We start from the raw sequence: 22,516 nt of genomic DNA on the forward strand, positions 1-22,516 counted from the left end.
CCCTTTACGAGCAAGTTATGACCAGCTTCATGTTTATTTGTACTCACGATTCTATTTTATTAAGTAATATTCTACAACCACATGAACTTTTCATGAGTATCTTCAATTTCTTTGTCAATATTGACTAGGTACGATTTCACCACGTTGAAAAAAGCGATGCAAACTAGCATCGCTTTTTTCTATAATTCTACAATATGACCGCCATCGAAAAAGTATAGATATTTTGCTTTAACCTTCTTATCCATTCCAGCTTCGATTGCTTTTGAATAAAGATCAAGTTGAATACCGTATCTTCTTATGGCTTCTTTTTTCAATGCTTCATCAGTAGTAAATGCTTCAGTTCGATCTGTTTTATAATCAATTAGGATCGCTTCTTCACCATCGATTAAAAGTAAATCAATAATCCCTTGAATTAATACCACTTCTTCTTCATCTTGCCAATCTTTATAAATTTCATTTGTTGAAACACCATAACTAAAAGGTACTTCACGTAACTTTTGATGAGTGTTTTTCACTAATTGACCAAGTTCTGATTGACAGAAATCAAAGATTTCCATGCTATTGACGGCTTCTCCTTGTTCATGTGTAATTAGTTCTTTTAGAATCATACTACTGATTTGATTCATAATTTCTTCATGAGAAGAAATTAAGTGATAATCTAAATTTTGCATTACAGCATGGGTCGCAGTTCCTTTTTCAGCCTGGTTCATCTTTTGTTCTGAGATAAATTTTGGTCGTTCAAGAGGATAAGCTTTTGTTGTAGTTCTTATAAAACTTTCATTATACGGCTCTTCTTCTTGCATTTTTCTTTTTAATTCTGTTACAGATTGCTTTGGTCGATATAAAGTTGATTGACTATGACTATATTGCCATTTTAATTGATTTTCTATTTTTTCATAAAGCTCGTCATTTTTGATATTGATTGGATCTCTTAGCTGAAAAGCTTGAAATATTTCAGTTTTATTATTTTCTACTTCTTCAGTTTCCATTAATTGAATAGTAGAAGCATCAACAATCGAATAATTCCAACGACATGGATAAAATTGAATTTCATTTTTGGTTTGCCATAGATCATCCTGAAGTCTAATTGCGCTACTAGAATCATGACGAATGATCGATGGTCCAATCCAATCAAGATAGTTTTTTGCACCACTAATTATATTTAATGGTAGAAGCCACTCTTTATGATTTTCAACTTCTTTCCAGCTTTCGATTATTTTTTGTGCGTCCTTTACCTTACCTACAAGTATTAGTTTTTCCCTTGCACGGGTTAATGCAACATAAAGAATACGTAACTCCTCAGATATTAATTCTCGTTGTTCCTTACGCTTGATTGTTTCCTTTAATAGAGTTGAATTTGTAGTGCGATACGTCGGATGAACATAATTCATCCCTAGTCCTAGCTCTTTTTGTAATATAAATTTCGCATTTAAATCTTGCATATTAAATTGCTTAGCTGTATTCACAACAAACACGACAGGAAACTCTAGGCCTTTACTTTTATGTATTGTCATCATCTGTACGATATTTTCTTGATCACTTACTATACGAACCTCATCTAGTTTTTCGTCTCTTTCCTGCATTCGATCTAAAAATCTTAAAAATTGAAATAGACTTCTATAGTTCGATTCTTCTAACGCTTTTGCACGATCAAATATTGTAATTAGATTTGCCTGTCTTTGCTTCCCTCCAGGCAAACCTCCGACAAAGTCATAATAAGTCGACTCATTTAATACCTTCCAGATAAAGATTGAAAGTGTTTCTCTTTTTACAAGCCGCTTCCATTCCTTTATTTGTTGAAAGAAATTTGCTAATTTAATTGATAATTGCTTATGGCGATTTTCAAAGTTATTTGTATACGCTTGACATGCGTCATAAAAAGATCCCTTTTTATGGTCAAGTCTGATCACCGTTAATTCTGGTTCCGTTAGCCCTACAATTGGAGAGCGTAAGACAGATGCAAGCGGGATATCTTGAATCGTATTATCGATTAGCTTTAATAAATTTAAAAACACAGCCACTTCAATTGTTTGAAATAAGTCCTTCGATTTTTCAGCATATAAAGGGATTCCAAGAGCTTTACATTCCTCAATATATAAATCCGCATTCGATAATGAACGTCCTAATATCGCGATATCGCTGTATTTAACTGGTCTCATTTCTCCAGTTTTTTCGGTAACCAAATATTCACTTTCAATTAAGTCCTTTATTCTCCTTGCTACATATCTAGCTTCAATTTGTTCCAGTTTTTCTTCGACAAGCTCATCATCTTCTTGCTCGCTAATTTCAGAAACGTCATCTTCTTCAGCAGAGTTTGTTAATAAAATCAATTCTGAAGTGCAAAAAGAGTATTCTGGATAGCTTGCTCCTAACTTCAACATAGCATCTTCATCATATTCAATACCGCCAACTTCTCTCCCCATGATTTGTTGAAAGATAAAATTGGTTGCATCTAATACTTCCGCTCTACTTCTAAAATTTTTAGATAAATCAATCCTCAAACCTGTTCGATCATTTAACTCTTTTTCATATTGATTATATTTATTGATAAATAACTGTGGTTCCGCTAAACGAAAACGATAGATTGATTGTTTAACATCGCCAACCATAAATAAATTTCCATCCGAGCCTGTACCTTTTGTAATTAATCTTAATATCGATTCTTGAACATAATTCGTATCTTGATATTCATCGACTAATACTTCGCTAAATTTTTCTTGATAAACCCTTGCAACCGAAGAAGGCAGCAATTGTTCTGTTTCTTCTTTATCCTTTAAAATTTCGAGTGCATAATGCTCTAAATCATTGAAATCTAAAATTCCATTTTCTAGCTTTGCTTGTTTAAACAACACGATAAAGTTATTAACAAGCCCGATTAATTTTTCGACTAGAGGCTTCAATTCAATTATTTGTTTTAACTGATGATTAATGTTTCGACTAAAATACTTTTCTTTCAAATCATCAATTTTCTTTTTAACATCTTTACGGAAATTAGCCGCTAATTCTTTTTTCTGTTGATCCCCTTCTGTCTTTTTAATAATAGGCAGACGAGTAAACGCTATTTTTTGTAGACCGATATTGATTTCTTCCCATGTTTTTTCTGAAACATGATATAAACACTCTAAATTGCTATATTCTTCTTTAAATACATCGAAATACTTTATTGGACCATCGGGACTTTCAATTAAATCTAAAGCTTGTTTATAAGCATTTATACAAGTAATGATGTCTTCTTGAATAAATCTCTTTAGTTCTTGAATAAAAGGAATATCGTCAACTAATTTATCTTTTACGTCATATTGTTGAATGAACGTATTTAAAAACTCGCTTGGATTTGGATTAGAAATTGCATGACGATACAGCTTTAAAATTAATTTTGGTAAATCATTATCATCGCGATCGCTTGTATAACGATTAACTAAATCAAAGAAGACTAAATTAGAATCATCACTATACTCTGCTTCCATTAATTCTTCTAACACTTCATCCATCAGTAATTGGATTTCTACTTCTTCTGCTGTACGGAAATTTGGATCTAACTCAACCATATAGTAATTTGATCGAATGACTTCAGTACAAAAAGAGTGGATTGTCGAGATCGACGCTTTATTTAACAAAGAAGCTTGTTTTCGTAAATGATCCGATTCGGGATTATTTACAAGTTGCTTCTCTAATGCGACTCCAATTCTTTCTTTCATTTCCTGGGCACTTGCTTTAGTAAAGGTAACGACAAGTAATTCATCAACATTAATCGGATTTTCTTCACGAATAATCTTTTGAATGATTCGCTCAACAAGAACAGCAGTCTTTCCAGAACCAGCGGCAGCGGCAACTAGAATGTCTGATCCTTCGAGATCTATCGCCTTTTGCTGGTCGACCGTCCATTTTGTTTTACTAGCATTATTTTCTTCCTTACTCATCATGCTTCACCGCCTCTATCATTTTTTGTATTGCTTCACCATCTTCTAAAGGAGGTAAAATACGATATTCATTTCCTTTTACATTTGCATCGAATTGACAAACTGATTGATACGAGCAATATGTACATGGGATTTTATCCTTTTGTTGGTATGGGTTCGCTTCAACGAATCCGTTATAGATTTGCTGACCAGCTTCAGTAAATTTTTGCTTTATAAAGTTCGTCATCATTGGATATTGTTCAGGCTTTACTGTTTTAGAATATTTTGCAATGTACTCTCCATTTTTTTTAAGCTTAATTGGTACGATTTTCGAAGAACCTCCATCTTCAATTAAAGCTTCATCCATTAACGAATTACTTTCACGATCTTCCAACAGTAATCCATTCATTTTAAACTTTTTAAAGATTTCGTCTTGTATTTCATCGAACTCAATTTCATTTTTAATTTTTACAATTGGATTTTGAACATGGAAATAAAGTATGCCAGCAGGGTCTGCAGGTTTACCGAGTAATGCAGTTGAATTCGCTACAGCTATATCTAAATAAGTTAGTAATTGTAATGCCAGACCATAATAAACATCAGATAATTTTAATTCCTTTTTAGTTGACTTATAGTCCAAAATTCGTAAATATTCGCCTTTTTCACTCGACGCTTTATCAATCCGGTCAATTCGACCATTTAATACCATTCTTTTCTTTCCATCAATAGGTAGTTCATATGAATTTAATTGTTTACCAATACCAAATGGAACTTCTAAAGCAACTGGAATAAATTTACCTGCATGCTCTTGTTGACTTAAGATTGATGATACTTTTGAAATTACGTCTTTCATTTTTTTCTTTAAGAACATATATCGGTTTGTGCTTAGTAAAATTTCACGTTGAAACTTAGGTGATATTTCATCTACTACTCTCGCTGCTAATTCATCACACTCTGCATTCGTTAAATTACTCCAACTTTTTCCTGCCTGCAATAGATTCTCTCCAATTATTGTTAATGCACTATGGAAAAGTTGACCCATATCGAATGATTCAAATTTATAAATTTCACGTTCTTGTAGCTTTAATCCGTATCGTGCAAAATGAGCATAAGCACATTGATGGAAAAGCTCAATTCTTGATACCGAACCACTTAATTCTTCTCCATATAATTCTGTACTTAACTCTTCTCCAAGGTCTTTTGCAATATTGTTATACATTACACTACTAATAACTTTATAAAGTTTATCTTTAGAATCTGAATCTTCGCGTAAAAAGTTATATAGCATCCACCATAAATCCATATTAGACTCAGTCTCTTGAGTTGACCAAGCTTGAAGCTGGGTAACTAAACTTGATAGTGCAGTTCCATTATTCGTAATAAATGAAAGCTGTTCTTCTACTGAACTAAATAATAAATCTCCACTTTCAAAGCGTTGCTGTACATTTGGGAATATCGATTTAATCCTTTGAATTAGACTTGAAGGCGCAAGTCCTTTTCCGTCATCACTTGCCAAAGGATAACTGAATATTAACTCATGACTTGCCCGATTAATTCCAGTATATATATTAAAATTTTCTACGAACAATTGATGCTTACTAGTTGGCGCAACCTCAACGCCGAATGATTGTAAAAACTCTCTTGCAGTATCACCTAACAATCCATCCTCATTAGCTTTTCTTGGGATAATCCCTTCATTTACACCAATGATGTATGCGCACTTTACATTTTGTAATCGTGAATGATCAAAATTAGCAATATTTACTTGATCTAATGAAGCAGGTACGTTAGCAAATTGAAGCGATTGAAAACCCGTTTGAAGAATTTCAAAAAATGTTTTACGTGACAGCTTCTCCGTACCAATTAATTCGACACACTCATCTAAAAGATTAATAAATCCTTTCCATACTTGTTCGTGATCTTTACTTTCGATTAAATTGGAACGCTTTTCTGCTTCATCTTTTAAGCGTTGAAGTTTTCTAGAAATATCTAGTGACTCAACAAATTCGTATAATGCTACACACATTTCTCTTACATTTTTTGCATTTTTTAAATTGCTTTGAAATGATCGAACTGGCCCCACTAATAAATTTCTTACTGAATTTATTAAAGCCTCAAATTCTAGTTCTTCATTTGTTACTCCTTTTTCAATTCCATCAGTAGAACGATATTTACGATACTTCCATGGCTCATCAATCGTCCACCTTTTCCCTTGTTTCCCATATGCAATACAATAGTTTTCAAATAACTCTAACTGCTCACGATTTTTATCGCTATTGCTTTCAAACGGGTAAACTAACTCTGTCTTATATGCATTAAAAACTGATTCATACCGCCAATTTTTTTGAATGATATCAAAAGTAGCCTGTAAAAACGTAAACAATGGATGAGTTAACATTGAACGCTTTTCTTCTATAAAAATCGGTATTTGATAAGCATGGAAAATAGTAGAGATTAAATGTGAATAAGTCTCACTGTTTCTCAAAAAAATCGCCATATCACGATATCGGTAGCCTTTATCTCGTACTTTATGAAGTATATCTTTTGCAATCGCGTGAATCTCTGACCTTCGATTTGATGCCGAAATAATTTTAATCCCCTCTGACTCAAAAGATGGTGTTACTGGTCTACTATCAAAATTCTTTTCAAAATAGCTCAAGCCATTCGATAAATTCCTTAAATTTTCGTGGCAAATTATTGACTTGTCAATAGATTGCTTCGTATTTAAAGCAATCTCCTTAATTTGTTGATATAAAATTGCAGGCTTGTGAAATAAATTTAATTCATGCGGTAATAAATCATCGTATGGACGGTCAACCGTTAATGAGAACTTAACTTCACTACAATATTTCATTAACTCCTCAACAACATTACGCTCTTGAGGCGCTAAATCATAATAACCATCAATATAAATAATGCTATCTTTTATATACTCACTTTTAGGTAGCTCTTGAATTAATAAATTTAAATAGTCTTCCGAATCAAGATATTTATCTTTCATATATGTATTAAAAGCATCAAATACAATTTGAATATCATTTATCTTTTGTTGAATAAAGAGATGATCTTTTGAGGAATTTTGTTCCATTTGCAAAATCACGGAAGATAGTTCATCTGTAGAAACTTGGAATCCTTTAAACTCAGAAATAAGAGAAGTTAATTCCTTGTAGAACCCTTGTCGATCAGCGACGTGATGAAATACCTTTAATTCCTCTTTCTTTTCCTCAATAATCTTTCGAAGAATCATTGAAATACCAATTTCTCCGATATGAATCCGACTAATTCCACCGGTTTCCTGTAAAACCTTCCAAGCTAGTCTTGTAAAACTAAAAACTTGTGAATTAATAATAGCCTTCTTCTCTTGCCTTCTGACTAATTCATATTCCATCTGAAATGTCATTTGGTCAGGTACAATAAATATGATATTTTTTGTTTCTTTTTTTAATCTATCTGTAATTTCATTTAAAATATAATGTGTTTTCCCACTGCCTGCACGTCCTAAAATAAATTGAAACGACATTAAATTCACTCCTTTGAAGCAGGCCCATAGTAATTTTGGTACATAGGTAAAGTCCTAAAGACCTTGCCCCCAATTTCTCCTGCTTTTTTCGTTTTACGTGCTCTTCCTGTCTTTTCTGCCCCTAATAATAAAAGCCCCTATAAGGAGCTTATTTGTTAAAATTCGTATTCAAACTTGAAAGCGGCCAATATAGTAAATCGACCTTCCCTACAATTTTATCAATTTTTACAAATCCAAACAAACGACTATCATAACTTTTTGGTCGATTGTCACCTTCTACAAACACATAACCAGGAGGAACTTTAGCTTTACCCGTAATTTCGTTTAAATTAAAGTCACCAGTAAAAGGTGTTCCCTTTAGTGTATTTTTGTAATCATTTAAAAATGGTTCACTCCATTTTTTATCGTTAATATAAAGTTGATCATCCTTATATTCGATTGAATCTCCGGGTAAACCAATAACTCGTTTAACATAATCCTCTTGTTTATTTGCATGAAAGACTATTACATCAAATCTTTTTATATTACTTAATTCATATCCAAATTTATTTATTACTAGTAAATTTCCATTCTTTAAAGTTGGCATCATAGACTCTCCATCAACTACATAAGTAGAAAATAGAAAAGTTCGAACAATAAAAGCAATTGCGATTCCGATAAAGATCGCTTTTCCCCAATCAAATACTTCTTTTCTTAGCATAAACAAACTCTCTCCCTTTTGAGTAATAATGCTTTATTGCTCATCAGATGATTGAGGTGTACCCTTTTTCTCTGTTGTTTTTTCTTTGATGTCCATACGTTTCTCAATCACTTTTCCAACAATCCACAATATAAAAATAAATATTCCTATATATAATGCTTTAATTGGATTTTGAAACACAGAAGTCAAATCTTTCCCTAAGTAGCTAATCACTGCAATCATTGTAAACTTTCCAAGTACTAATGCAATTAGAAACTGGGAAATTTTAATACGGGACAAACCTGCTACAATATTTATTAAAAAAGATGGAGAGAACGGAAAAGCAAACATGATAAAAATTGGACCAAATCCTCTTTTTTCAATCCATCCAATTGAAGATTCTACTTTCTTATGCTTACTTAAAAATGAAAAAAATCGTTTCTGACCAAATTTCCTCACAGCATAAAATAATAAAATGGAACCTAAGCAAGAACCAATCCAAGAATATAAAAATCCTAATAACGGTCCAAATGCCGCAGCATTAGCAAATATAAAAACGACCAAAGGTAAAATTGGGCATAACGCTTCAAGAAATGGCATGGATATCCCAACTAATGGACCATAATCTTTGTATTGTTGAATAAGATGTAAAAAATGTTCCTCTGTAAAAAAAGCCTTTATGTCAAAAACGTTCATCTAAATATGAATCTCCTTAAGCCGTATTTCTATATTGATATCCTTACTGTTAACATTATCACATATAACTATTTATTCAATAATAATAAATGATTCTAACTATTATTTTTTGTCATAAATTGCCTCATTTTATTCGAAGTACTTTTTTACTAATTTATTCCTAATAATCCTTAATTAAATTCTAACAAATGATCGATGAATAAACTAAAAAAACTACTTTACTAAATGTAAAAGTAGTCAAAAATTTAATCTTCCGCTTTATTTTTCGTGTACCGTTACTCCTTTTATATAAGAAGTAATTTCTTTATCAGGAACTAATCTATAATTTCTTTGTTGTACATTCTCAGGATTGAGTCGATCTTCATAAATAGCTCTTAAATGGGCAGTTCGATATAATTGATTTTCAAATGAACCGCGGGATATATCTAGTGGGAGTTCAACACCATTAAAAAATTCAACAATTGATCGATTATATTTACCGCCTTTGAATTTTGAAACGTGATTGTAGGAGATCCAAAAACATTCTACTTTTAAAGAAGATGAAGTGGGGAAAAAGAAAATTTGATTCATTGAGCTGATTGCAATTGGTGGTTTGTGAGTAATGGATATCATTTGTTTTGTGCCTTCACGCCTGCCGCGATAACTGCTTCCAAAATAAGCGCAGCTTCTCTCAATAATTTCAATCGGCTTCATTAGTACATAAAAATTATCATCTGATTCCAATACCTTTGAAATCACTACTAAATCCACCGTAAACTCAGGTATGATTGCCATTGTTGATTTGTTGATTTCATACTCGTTTAGTACCTTAACTTTTCCTTTCGAATTATTCATCATTACAACTCCTTCTGTTATTAGTTTTGAGTACTGTTAAATATCGAAAAGTTTTAAAAATACCAATCTCTAAATTTAACAACACCAATAAAAAGTTTTTTAACACGAAGTATAGTAGCAAACATAGATGTTAGAAAAATAATATCATAAATTATTATTAGCAAAATCAATATTTAAATAGTTTAACAAAAGTGTCAATGTTTACTAAATTTTAGGATAATAGCCATAAAAAACCACTTTCTCTTGTAGTAGAAAAAGTGGTTTCTTTCATTAATTAGCTGAAAATTGTTGTTCTTCTGTAGAACCTTTAAGAGCAGTAGTTGAAGAAGTTCCTCCAGTAATAACTTGAGCCACTTGATCAAAATAACCTGTTCCTACTTCGCGTTGATGTCTTGTCGCAGTGTAGCCATGTTGTTCACTTGCAAATTCAGCTTGTTGAAGCTCTGAATATGCTCCCATTCCACGTACTTTATAATTCCTAGCTAATTCAAACATTCCAAAGTTTAATGCGTGGAAACCAGCCAGTGTAACGAATTGGAATTTGTAACCCATTGCAGCAATTTGTTGTTGGAATGTCTCGATTGTTTCGTCATCTAATTTCTTCTTCCAGTTAAATGAAGGAGAACAGTTATATGCAAGTAATTTACCAGGGAATTTTGCATGTATTGCATCTGCAAACCGTTTTGCATCTTCTAAATTTGGCTCCGATGTTTCACACCAAACTAAATCTGCATACGGTGCATAAGCAAGACCACGAGCAATTGCTTGGTCTAACCCAGCCTTTGTACGATAAAATCCTTCTGGTGTTCTTTCCCCTGTGATAAATTGCTGATCAACTGGGTCAATATCACTTGTAATTAAATCTGCTGCATCAGCATCAGTTCGTGCAACAATTAGAGTAGGAACTCCCATTACATCGGCTGCTAATCGAGCAGAGATTAGATTGCGAACCGCAGTTTGAGTAGGTAATAATACTTTTCCGCCTAAATGACCGCATTTTTTCTCAGAAGACAATTGATCTTCAAAATGTACTCCAGCCGCTCCCGCTTCAATCATGCTTTTCATTAGTTCAAATACATTTAATTGGCCACCGAAGCCAGCCTCTGCATCTGCCATAATCGGTGCGAAGTAATCTACTTCCTCTCCACCTTCAACATATTGAATTTGATCTGCACGTTGAAAAGCCTGATTTATTCTTTTTACAACAGCTGGTACAGAATTTGCTGGATATAAGCTTTGATCTGGATACATTTGACCAGAAAGATTTGCATCTGCAGCTACTTGCCATCCACTTAAATAGATTGCCTTCAAACCTGCTTTTACTTGTTGAATTGCCTGATTTCCAGTCAATGCTCCCAATGCATTAACATAGCTCTCTTCGTTTAAAAGCTTCCATAATTTTTCTGCACCTTTTTTAGCTAATGTTTGTTCAATATCAATTGATCCTCTTAATTTAATAACATCCTCAGCTGTATAAGTCCTTGTAATACCATTCCATCTAGAATCAAGTTCCCAGCTTTCTTGTAATTCAGCAATACGTTTCTCACGATTTTTCGTCATATTCATTACCTCCTAATTTTATAAAAAGTTATATCCGTTTAAAGTTAGAAAATCTGCAAATTCATCGTTGCTAATTAAGTCATCAAATAATTCAATTGCTTTTTTAAATTGCTTTGCTTCAAACTCTTCTTTACCGATTTCTAGTTGAAGCTTCATCATTTCTTCGTTTTTTAATGAATCAACTAATTGTAGAGTAATGTTTGTACCGTCCTCTAAAATACCCTTTTCATGACGTACCCATTGCCAAATTTGCGCACGCGAAATTTCAGCAGTTGCAGCATCCTCCATTAAATTGTAAAGTGGTACAGCTCCTCGTCCACTTAACCATGCCTCAATGTATTGGATCGCAACTGTTATATTCGTTCTAAGACCTTGTTCTGTAATGACTCCACTAGGAATCTCTAAAAGATCTGCTTCAGTTACATAGACATCCTCACGTTTTCTATGAATCTGGTTTGGTGTAGGCATAAATTGATTAAATTGTTCAAGTGCAACAGCTACTAAACCAGGATGAGCCACCCAAGTACCATCGTGACCATCCTTTGCTTCTCGCTCTTTATCTTTTCTTACCTTTTCAAACGCAGCTTCGTTTCGTTCCTTATCACCCTTAATTGGAATTTGAGCAGCCATTCCTCCAATTGCCGGAGCATTTCTACGATGACATGTTTGAATTACTTTATGAGAATATGAGCGCATAAAAGGTACTTCCATCGTCACAATTGAACGATCAGGAAGAATAATAGATTGATCGTAACGCATCATTTTTATAAAACTAAAAATATAATCCCATCTTCCACAATTAAATCCTGCCGAATGATCTTTTAACTCATACAGAATTTCATCCATTTCAAATGAAGCAGCAATTGTTTCGATTAATACCGTTGCTTTAATTGTTCCAACTGGTATATTTAACTCGTTTTGAGCAAATACAAAGACCTCATTCCATAATCTTGCTTCCAAATAACTTTCCATTTTAGGCAAATAAAAATAAGGACCAGAGCCGTTTTTTAATGCCTGTTTTGCATTATGAAAAAAATAAAGTCCAAAATCTACTAAGCTGCCAGACATATTTTCACCATTTACAGTTATATGCTTTTCTTCTAAATGCCAGCCCCTTGGGCGGACTAATAGTACAGCTGGCTTCTCTTTTAATTGATAAGTTTTTCCTTTTGAATGAAGTGAAATCGTTCGATTCACAGCATCTCTTAAATTGACCTGACCTGAAATAATATTTTCCCAAGTTGGAGAAGTTGCATCCTCAAAATCAGCCATGAAAACAAATGCATCTGAATTCAATGCATTTATTATCATTTTCCGATCAACTGGTCCCGTTATCTCCACTCTTCGATCTTGTAAATCCGTTGGAATAGGTGCAATTGACCATTCACTTTCACGAATATGTTTTGTTTCCTCCAAAAATTGCAGCTTACCTCCATTTTGTAAAAAGCGCATTCTTTCTTTTCTGTTTAATAACAGCTCTTGTCTACGTTGATCAAATTTCAGATGTAATTGTTCTAAAAAACTTAAAGCTTCGGTCGTAAGAATGTCAGTTGAACCCTCTACATGATTACCTAGAACCTTAATTTTCGAAAGCTCAGTTGTCATACGATTCCTCCATTCAGTTATATAACAGTTTTTATATACTTACGTTATTATATAACAGAGTATTCAAAATGGATATTAATTTCTGAAAATTTTTCCAAAAGATTTTTCGACAGTTAAACTCTAAATACCCAGAAAAATTTCTTTTAATTTCCTTACTTTTTGATCGAATTTTTACTATATAAATTTTACTGAGCTGAGAGATCCATACGATTTTCATACTATTATTTTTTAAAAAGATGAATTCTCCGCATACAAAAAAACTTGTAGACAAGTGACATAATAATCACTTTACCTACAAGCTAAAAATTCAAAAAGAGTTTTTATTTATTTGTTACCATTTCTTTTCTCAGCTGCCTCTAAATACTGCATTCTTTCCAACATAGTCGGATGATCATATCTAAATAACTTCACAAGAAATGGAGGATTTACCTGGGAAAGACTGTTTTTTGATAATTTTTGAAACGCAATAATCCCTGCTTCAGGATCATGTGTTAACTTAACAGCATATAAATCCGCTCTTTTTTCCGCACTTCTAGAAAACGCATTTGAAACCGGGTCAGAAATAAATTCTACAACTCCACTAATAATTAAAAATAGTGTTAAGACAACTGCCATTTTTTCAGTCTGGTTACTGCTTCTACTTTTTGATAGAACATACTTCATTAATAAGTGAATGATATACAGACCAACTAAGCTTCCGGCTAGCAAGCCAAACATTGATTTATAGATATCTTTGTGTACGTAATGAGACATTTCATGAGCCATGATGAACATAATCTCATCTTCAGTTAACCCCTTAAGTGTTGTATCCCATAAAACAATTCTTGCATTTTTACCTATCCCTGTTACGTAAGCATTATAAGTCGTGGTCTTAGTCGACATATTTACTTCATAAACCCGATGTGCAGGAATATTCGCCTCTTTAGCTAATGTAATAATTTTCTTTTCTAAGTTTTTATCTTTCAATGGATAAAAATCATTATATAAAGGATCGATGACGACCGGCTGAATAAACGTTAAAAATATTGTAAAAGGAATACTTAATAGCCATGCCGTTAGCCACCATTTCTTTGGTTGTTTTTTGATTAATAAATACAGCACATACAGCACAAAAAACATCATTCCAAAATTTATCCAAAAACCAATCATTTCATCCTTCATATATGCATTAAATGTTTGAACCGACAATCCATATTTAGTTGATAACTTAAATCGATATAAGTCAATTGGAAATGTAACGATATATGTAATGACTGAGACAAAGAAATAATATAAAAGGACTTGGATAAACTTAAATCTAGTCAACTTAGATAACGATTCACCTAATCTTTCAATCGCTCCACTTAATAATAAAAGTGATAAAACAATCCAATCGATCGGTAAGCTAATAAAGTAAAGAACATTTTTCAATGTGCTATAACTAGAACTTAAATTAGCTTCTTTATGATTCATAAATGTATGTGGATCTACAAATGTTCCTTTATATTTTGAAGGTAGGTCAGGACTTGTAAATACATAAAAGTATAACAGGATTAAAATGATATAGACGAGATAGCCTAGACAAATGTACTTGGTCAATTTCGTTTTTGTAGCTTTTTTCATAAAATCTCCCCCCACTCTATATTATCAACTTTGTCCAATTTTTTAGAACTTCAACCTATTATATTTTTAATTACTTTTTTCTTTCAGTAATGTAATTTTATAACAAACGTTGCAATGCCGTGTCCATCTACTACGTAATTATTTCGTTTATAACCTATTAAAGATTGGTAATAAAGTACATCGGCAAATAACAATCAAGTTAGAAAAAGCCGAAACATGATTAGAGAATTTTAAACTGAGAAGTAGGTATCTCTCATGCGCTTGTTGCTAATTATCATTGTTTTATAGATTATTAGCAAATTTATATCAATTATTTATTTAATTTAAAGAGAATCAAAGCAATTTTGCTAATTTTTCATTTAAAAGGAATAAATATTGTCCTATTTTAAGTGTAATCCCTTATCTGTATTGGGAAGTTTTATCTTATTTGCAGTTCTCCATCACTTATTTGCAATTCGGTGTTCGTAGATTTCTTTCGGAATACATCATAACCCTCTTCCAATAAACACTGTTATAACTCTATTTCAGCAAATAAAAGGAGAGCTACCCAGAATAGGACACTCTCCTTCATTACTGCTCCCTATTGAATAACAGAATCCTTTAATGCTCTTCTAAGTATTTTACCCGTTGCATTTTTTGGTAGCTCAGAAATAAACTCGATTGATCTTGGTACTTTATATTTTGCTAGATGTGCATTGCAATATTCTTCCAGTGCTTCTACACTTAATGATGGATTTTTAGAAACGACATATGCTTTTACACTTTCGCCGAAATTATCGTCTGGTAATCCAATTACAGCACATTCAACAACATCAGGGTGATTGTAAATTACCTCTTCAACTTCACGAGGATACACATTATAGCCACCTACAATAATCAGTTCTTTTTTGCGATCGACTATATAGAAATAGCCATCCTCATCTATTCTTGCTAGGTCACCAGTATATAGCCATCCGTCACGAACCGTCATTGCCGTTTCCTCTGGCATATTATAATAACCTTTCATAATGTTTGGTCCTCGAACGATTAATTCACCTACTTCGCCAACTGCAACTTCTTCACCAAGTGCATTAACAACTTTATTTTCTACATTGCTAATATTTGTTCCAATTGATCCTGCTTTTCTCGGACGATCTAATGGGTTAAATGTAGTAACAGGTGAAGCTTCTGATAATCCATAACCTTCTGAGATCATAACATTAAATTTCTTCTCAAAATTTTCTAATAGTGCAACTGGTAATGAGGAACCTCCCGATATGCATAATCGAATAGACTCAAAGTCCTCTGTCTTTCCTTCAGGGAATTGATAAAGGAAATTATACATTGTTGGTACACCAGCAAATACTGTTGCCTTATATGAACGAATGATATCAAATATTTCTTTTGGACTAAACTTAGGCACTAAAATAACAGTAGCTCCGTACATTAAAGGCGCATTTAAAGCTACAGTTAAACAGAATACATGAAAAGCAGGTAAAGTTGCTATTACTTTTTCAGAACTCGAAAAGCTTAAAAAATGGCCCGCATCCATTGCATTGGAATATAAGTTCTTATGCGTTAACATAGCTCCCTTTGGTTTACCTGTTGTACCAGAAGTATATAAGATGACTGCTAAGTCATCTTCTACTAATTCAGGTCCTTTGAAATCTACATCTCCAAGGCCAACTATATTTGTAAACGATTTCAATTTATTGTTTTTAAATTCATACGGATTTTCTTGCTTTGTTTCACAAATAATGAAGTGTTCGATGTTAGGAAGAATCGGTGAAGCTTTTTCTACTAGTGGAAGAAATAGGTCTAAGGTGATTACTGCTTTTGCGTCGCCGTTTGTTAATATGTATAGTAATTCATCTGGTGAATAAAGAGGATTAACTGGTATAATAGCCGCTCCAATCTTTAATGCACCATATAGCGCTATAATAAAATGAGGAGAATTACCAACAACTAAAGCTACTTTATCTCCTTTTTCAATTCCTAGTTTTGAGAGACCACTCGCAAATTTCGTAATGTAAGTATCTAGTGTTGAATATGATAGAGTTTGTCCTTCAAAGATAACGGCAGAGTGTTCAGGATGCTTCAAAGCCGATTGTGACAGTGTTTCAACTAAATTCAAGAAAAACTACCCCCTTTAAATATAAAAATTTAAAATATTCTAAATATATTATATTGCTAGAAAACAATTCTGACAAGTGAGAATACTAGCACTTTTTAGTCTTTGATTTGCTACATCAAACAAAAAAAGAGTAGTTTCCTACTCTTTTTTTAAAATAATAAACTCATAAATTCTTCTTTAGAGACGTTACCAAAATAATGTGTAAAATTAACTTCATTTAGCTTATTTTCAATCTCTTGTTTATCAAATTTACTATCTATAAGGAGCTGTTCTATATCAGATACATCTCCAACTCCAAAGAAGTCACCGTAAATTTTAACATTTTCAATACTTCCTTTGTTTACATCTAAACGAATATCAATTGATCCAGCTGCAAATCTCTTATTTTGTTGAATATTACATTTAGGAGATTTCCCAAAATTCCAATCCCAATTGCGATATCGACTCTCAGCAAGCTCTTTAATATTCTTAATATCCTCATCTGTCCATTCGTAACGTTCTATTTTGCCGTGTTCTTTAAAAATTGATTGTAATATTAATTCTTTAAATTCTAGAATCGTAATATCTTCTTTTAAAAATTCCTTAATGTTTGCAACTCTACTTCTAACAGATTTAATCCCTTTGGATTGGATTTTTTCTAGTTTTACATTTAACGCATTTACAACTTCATCAATATTACTATTAAACAACAACGTACCGTGACTAAACATTCTACCTTTAGTAGAAAATTGTGCATTACCAGAGATTTTTCTACCTTCAGCTAAAATATCATTTCTGCCACTAAGCTCGGCATTCACACCAAGTTTTTTTAATGCCTCGATTACTGGTTCAGTAAACTTTCTAAAATTATGAAAGCTATCGCCGTCATCCTTAGTAATAAAACTAAAGTTTAGATTCCCTATATCGTGATATACCGCTCCGCCTCCAGATAATCTTCGCACTACATGAATGTTGTGATCATTAACATATGACGCGTTAATCTCCTCGGCAGTATTTTGATTTTTACCAATAATGATTGATGGTTCGTTAATATAAAATAAAAAATATGTATTTTCAGGATCTAGATTTTTTAGCGCATATTCTTCCATCGCTAAATTTAATGTTGGATCCGTAATTCCTCTATTATCTAAAAATAACATGTGTATTCTCCTATCCTTTTAATTTCCATTCAAATCCTGTATAAGCTAAATGAACAATTCCATTATAATACTTCTTTGCCTCAATGATTAAATCTTTTGTATTTCCCTTATGAGGAAGATGGGATAAAAGTAATTCTTTTACATTTGCTTCATTAGCTATCGTCGCAGCATCTTTACTGCTCATATGTCCCACTTTAGCTCCATCTTGGTGTTCATACATATTACAGTCACTTATAAGTAAGTCCGCATTGGAAGAGAATGGAATGAACTCTTCCGTATAGCTTGAATCGGCAGTATATACGACTGAATGATTTGCAGTTTCAATTCGGAATGCAAAACAATCAACTGGATGAACAGTCTTAAGAAAACGTATTGTAAATGGACCTAGATCAAGGGCCTCATTTGGTTTATATTCATATCCCTTTGTTGCCTCTTTATATGTTAATGAATTAAATTTTTCTTGATTAAAGTTATGACCATATATAGGTAAAGCAAACTTAAGCTTATCAGCGTTTACAAGCTTGTAGTATTGTAGTACTCCTATATCCGCAATATGATCATGATGATAATGTGAAAGGATTACAGCATTTAAGCTATTAGGATCAATGTAATTTTGTAAAGCTGCTAACGCGCCTGAACCACAATCAACCAATAGATTAAAATTTTTAGATTTAAATAAATAACATGATGTTGCTTCACTTTTACCTGGATAGCCGCCCCAATAACCGATTACGGTTACTTTCATAAAAAACACGCTCCTTTCTACTTATTATTTCTATGAAAATTCAAATTTATAAGTCGTCCTTACTGTTTAACTGAAAATAGGCGTTTAGATTATTTTTTAAAATTGTACTAATACAGATTGACATAAAATAAGTTGTAGTAATACAATACTAATAAGTTAATCAATCAAAGGAGATGGTAGCATGCTTGTAAAAATGTCCGAATTTTTAAAACTATTACCGAAGAAACTTTGTAAACAATGTAATTCGACGATTGAAGAACAACATGATTGCTACAGTAATACTTGCTCAAAATGCTTAAAAGATAGTTTTTGATTTAGAGGCCTTATCGTTTCACTAAGTTCTTATAACACAAAACTGTTATAGTATAGCGTCAAAATAAAAAGAGCAACCTCAAAAGTATCTATCTACTTTACGGTTGCTCTATTCTTTAATAACTTGGAACAGATTGTTTTTCTTTAGAGAATAAGAACTCAATCGTATCTGAAACTGCTTTTTCACCTTGATCTATGCAATCTGGTAAACCTGAACCATAAAATGAGCAGCCAATCACTGATACTCCTGGCATTTCCTTTTGTAAATATTGTTCCATATTTTTCGTACGCTCTTTATGATTAATCGTATATTGAGGCATCGCATCTTTCCATCTTGAAACAATATAAAATTCAGGTTTTTCAGTTATATCCATCGTTTTTCTTAAATCTTCTAAAACAATTTCAACAAGTTCTTCATCTGTTTTATCGACTATTTCCTTATTGTATGGTCGTCCAACATAACAACGTAATAGTACCTTACCCTTTGGACAGGCATGTGCCCATTTTTTATGAGTCCAAGTACATGCTGTTATATTATAGTCGTTGTTTCGTGAAACAACAAAGCCTGTACCATTAATATCCTTCTTAATTGCATGCTCCGGAAATGCAAGTGCAACATTCGCAACTGATGTAGAAGGTACTTTTTTGAAAGGCTCAAATACAGGTTTATCGTTAAATAGTTGTGGAATGAAACGATGAGGTACAGTAACGATAATTGAATCTGATTCGATCTTCTCATTATTGCTTAGTGTAATCTCATATTTTTTTCCAATTTTATTTATATTAACAACTTGTACACCCTTTAAAACTTCCTCTTTATCTAACTCTTCTTCAATTCGTTCAACGATTGTTTGAAGTCCCGTACTTACAGTCTGGAAAATTCCTTTTCTAGGACCTTTTGATTTTTTTACAGGCATTTCTTTTTTCATACCTAGAACAATACTTTGATGTTTTTGTTCAATTTGGAAGAATTGAGGAAATGTCGCCATTAAACTCATTTGGTCAATATCACCAGAATAAATACCTGATAATAATGGCTCAATTAAATTTTCAACTACTTCATTACCAAGTCTTCTTCTGAAAAATTTACCTAATGACATATCCCCTTGGACATGTGTTTTAGGTAAAACAAAATCTAGACCTGCACGAATTTTTCCCGCCGGTGAAAATAGACCTGAAAATATAAAAGGTTTAATTTGAGTAGGAATCCCCATATTAGAACCTTCTGGCATTCCATGTAATTTATTATGGGCTAAAACATAGGATTTTCCAGCAGAGTTAAAAACGATTTGATCTTGAATACCTAAATTTTCAGCTAATCGATACGCACTCTTTTTCCTTGCCAAAAATGAATCAGGTCCACGCTCAATCACAAATCCATCTTTTCTAATCGTTTGGATTTTCCCGCCAAGCCTTGATGATCCTTCAATTAATTGAATATCAATCGGAAGGTTATTTTTTATTTTTTCTTGTTTTAAATAGTAGGCAGCTGTCAATCCAGTAATACCGCCACCAATAATGACGACCTTCTTATTCACTTCTTTACCCCCTATTTCAAAACCATTTTATTGTTCGTTTAATTTTCTTAATACAACCGTACTTAGTCCACTAATAAATAATGGATCTGTATTAGGCATTGGTGGACGAACATATGCTTTTTGAATTTCATCAGTTACAAGTTTACATTCTATGTCATTATCATAAAGTACTTCTAAATGCTCACTTACAAATCCTAATGGTAAGTAAACATAAGTATCAAAATCATAATTATCATTTAGTTCACGTGTTAAATCTTGTACATCAGGTCCAAGCCAAGGCTCAGGCGTGTTTCCTGCACTTTGCCATCCTAAAAAATAATGACGAATATCAGATTGCTCAACAACTAACTCGGCAGTTTGTTTAAGCTGCTCAGGGTATGGATCACCATAAGTAAGAATTTTTTCAGGTAAGCTATGTGCTGAAAAAATAAATGCCGTTTTAACACGTTGCTCTTCATTCATTGGTTCTAAAACCTTTTCTACTTCACGTACCCAATATTGAATAAATCTTTCTTCTTTATACCAATCATCAACATGGATAATTTCTGGTCCGTCTACTTTTTCAGAATGATTTGTAGCACGTTCGTTATATGATTTTACACTGAATGTTGAATAATGTGGTGCAAGTACGATACTAACCGCTTTTGTTATACCGTCTTTTTTCATTTCGTCTACTGCATCTTCAATGAATGGTTCAATATGCTTTAGTCCGATATACATTTTGAATTCTACTTTGTCTTGGATATTATTTAAATCTTCTTCTAAAGCTTTTGCTTGTTCAACTGTTGTTTTTGCTAATGGAGAAATCCCTCCAATTGCACGATATCGCTCCGTCAACTCTTCTAACGCTTCAGGAGAAGGCTTTCTACCTCTACGGATATCTGTATAATAACGCTCAATATCTGATTCCTTATATGGCGTGCCGTAAGCCATAACTAATAAACCGATTTTTTCCTTCATGTCATCACCATAGTCCTTTTATATTAAGCTTTAACTCTAGATGAATACTCATGTACAAAACTTGTTAATCGTTTAAGAGTATCAGGATTAACTTCTGGGAATACCCCATGTCCTAAGTTAAAAATATGTCCTGGGTTTGCCATACCTTCATCTAAAATTTCTTTTGCACGTGCCTCAATTACTTCCCATGGAGCTAATAAGAATGCAGGATCTAAATTACCTTGAAGTGTTTTCGTAACACCTAAAGAACGAGCCTCAGAAATAGACGTTCTCCAATCTAATCCAATTACATCTACAGGCAATGAATTCCATTCATGGATTAAATGACTTGCGCCAATTCCAAACATAGTAGTAGGAATATTATCCTCTTTAAGAGCTGCAAATATTTTATCCATACAAGGTTTAATATAAATGCGATAGTCGCTAGCATTTAATGCACCAACCCATGAATCAAATAATTGAATCGCACTTGCTCCTGCTTTAACTTGTGCTTTCACGTATTTGATCGTCATATCAGCTAAATGATCCATAAGAGCGAACCAAGCTTCTGACTCTGCATACATAAACGATTTAGTTTTATTATAGCTTCTTGATGGTCTTCCTTCGATCATATAGCTTGCAACTGTAAAAGGTGCACCTGCAAATCCAATTAATGGAACAGATAAAACTTCTGTTGTTAATAATTTAATCGTTTCATAAATGTAAGGTAGTTGCTCTTCTGGATGAATATCAGTTAACTTTTTTACATCTTCTAAAGAACGAATTGGATTGCTAATTACCGGTCCTACTCCTGATTGAATTTCTACATCTACTCCAATAGCAGGAAGCGGCGACATGATATCTTTATACAAAATAGCTGCATCAACGTTATATTGATCAACTGGAAGCGCTGTTACATATGCACATAATTCAGGTTGATGAGTAATTTCAAATAAAGAATATTTCTCTTTAATTTTTCGATATTCTGGCTGAGAACGCCCTGCTTGTCTCATATACCAAACTGGTGTATGTGTTACTTCTTCTCCTCTAATCGCTTTTAGAAATGTATCGTTAAAATCTTTTTTCATCCTTCAAAGTCTCCCTTTCACTTTTCCAAACTCTACTATTAAATATACTGATTGAACCATTAATTGTATAGAAAACTCGAATTTTGACACATAATGTTCACTCTTTTTACATTTTTTATCAATTAATAGGTCTAATTTACCACCAGACTTTTCCCATTAAAAATTATATCAAAATATAACTAAAATATCGAATTTAAAATTCAGAATTAAGGGATTAGGCATCAAGGGAAAGACGTAAGAAACTAGT

At 32.7% G+C, this 22,516-nt stretch carries 15 protein-coding genes; 1 reads left to right on the plus strand and 14 read right to left on the minus strand.

The genetic code is table 11. The features are described from left to right. Positions 1-179: 179 nt before the first annotated feature. The 11 genes from addA to ACFCYN_RS08340 form a co-directional block, all read right to left on the minus strand. On the minus strand, positions 180-3,920 hold the full coding sequence (gene addA / locus ACFCYN_RS08290) for a helicase-exonuclease AddAB subunit AddA (protein ID WP_375948676.1): 3,741 nt from the start codon (positions 3,918-3,920) through the stop codon (positions 180-182). Then, positions 3,913-7,419, minus strand: coding sequence for a helicase-exonuclease AddAB subunit AddB (addB, locus tag ACFCYN_RS08295; RefSeq protein WP_375948678.1), 3,507 nt, complete (start codon positions 7,417-7,419; stop codon positions 3,913-3,915). The genes addA and addB overlap by 8 nt, the downstream gene beginning before the upstream one ends. Before the next feature lie 148 nt (positions 7,420-7,567). Continuing rightward, complete coding sequence (gene lepB / locus ACFCYN_RS08300; protein WP_172445671.1) at positions 7,568-8,119, minus strand: signal peptidase I; 552 nt, start codon at positions 8,117-8,119, stop codon at positions 7,568-7,570. A gap of 33 nt (positions 8,120-8,152) precedes the next feature. Then, positions 8,153-8,794, minus strand: coding sequence for a TVP38/TMEM64 family protein (locus ACFCYN_RS08305; RefSeq protein ID WP_098171415.1), 642 nt, complete (start codon positions 8,792-8,794; stop codon positions 8,153-8,155). 258 nt (positions 8,795-9,052) lie between these two features. After that, positions 9,053-9,628 (minus strand): competence protein ComK, encoded by a 576-nt coding sequence (locus ACFCYN_RS08310; RefSeq protein WP_375948681.1) that lies wholly within the window; start codon positions 9,626-9,628, stop codon positions 9,053-9,055. Between the two features lie 270 nt (positions 9,629-9,898). Further along, positions 9,899-11,188: an isocitrate lyase gene (gene aceA, locus ACFCYN_RS08315; protein ID WP_172445673.1), complete on the minus strand. Its 1,290-nt coding sequence runs from the start codon at positions 11,186-11,188 to the stop codon at positions 9,899-9,901. A gap of 18 nt (positions 11,189-11,206) precedes the next feature. After that, positions 11,207-12,793 carry a malate synthase A gene (gene aceB / locus ACFCYN_RS08320; protein ID WP_375948683.1) on the minus strand — a complete coding sequence of 529 codons (1,587 nt, stop codon included), beginning with the start codon at positions 12,791-12,793 and terminating at the stop codon, positions 11,207-11,209. 324 nt (positions 12,794-13,117) lie between these two features. Continuing rightward, positions 13,118-14,395, minus strand: a complete 1,278-nt coding sequence (locus ACFCYN_RS08325) for a M48 family metallopeptidase (protein ID WP_375948685.1) — start codon at positions 14,393-14,395, stop codon at positions 13,118-13,120. Between the two features lie 580 nt (positions 14,396-14,975). Continuing rightward, complete coding sequence (locus ACFCYN_RS08330) at positions 14,976-16,508, minus strand: fatty acid--CoA ligase family protein (RefSeq protein WP_375948687.1); 1,533 nt, start codon at positions 16,506-16,508, stop codon at positions 14,976-14,978. 149 nt (positions 16,509-16,657) lie between these two features. Continuing rightward, positions 16,658-17,647 carry a lipoate--protein ligase gene (gene lplA / locus ACFCYN_RS08335; protein ID WP_375948688.1) on the minus strand — a complete coding sequence of 330 codons (990 nt, stop codon included), beginning with the start codon at positions 17,645-17,647 and terminating at the stop codon, positions 16,658-16,660. Positions 17,648-17,657: 10 nt separating this feature from the next. Further along, the gene (locus tag ACFCYN_RS08340) at positions 17,658-18,392 is read right to left on the minus strand and encodes an MBL fold metallo-hydrolase (protein WP_375948690.1); all 735 of its coding nucleotides are present in this window, start codon (positions 18,390-18,392) and stop codon (positions 17,658-17,660) included. Between the two features lie 193 nt (positions 18,393-18,585). Between ACFCYN_RS08340 and yhfH the strand changes: the two genes are divergently transcribed. Next, positions 18,586-18,705 carry a protein YhfH gene (yhfH, locus tag ACFCYN_RS08345; RefSeq protein ID WP_375948703.1) on the plus strand — a complete coding sequence of 40 codons (120 nt, stop codon included), beginning with the start codon at positions 18,586-18,588 and terminating at the stop codon, positions 18,703-18,705. A 115-nt stretch (positions 18,706-18,820) separates the two neighbouring features. Here the strand turns inward: yhfH and hemY are convergent, their stop codons facing one another. The 3 genes from hemY to hemE are packed head-to-tail and all read right to left on the minus strand — an operon-like array spanning position 18,821 to position 22,269. Continuing rightward, positions 18,821-20,242, minus strand: a complete 1,422-nt coding sequence (gene hemY / locus ACFCYN_RS08350; RefSeq protein ID WP_172445680.1) for a protoporphyrinogen oxidase — start codon at positions 20,240-20,242, stop codon at positions 18,821-18,823. Positions 20,243-20,269: 27 nt separating this feature from the next. Then, positions 20,270-21,202 carry a ferrochelatase gene (gene hemH, locus ACFCYN_RS08355; protein WP_375948692.1) on the minus strand — a complete coding sequence of 311 codons (933 nt, stop codon included), beginning with the start codon at positions 21,200-21,202 and terminating at the stop codon, positions 20,270-20,272. 23 nt (positions 21,203-21,225) lie between these two features. Continuing rightward, complete coding sequence (gene hemE, locus ACFCYN_RS08360; protein ID WP_172445682.1) at positions 21,226-22,269, minus strand: uroporphyrinogen decarboxylase; 1,044 nt, start codon at positions 22,267-22,269, stop codon at positions 21,226-21,228. Positions 22,270-22,516 lie beyond the last annotated feature (247 nt).

The sequence above is a fragment of the Gottfriedia sp. NPDC056225 genome, assembly GCF_042267765.1.
Taxonomy (GTDB): Bacteria; Bacillota; Bacilli; order Bacillales; family Bacillaceae_G; genus Gottfriedia.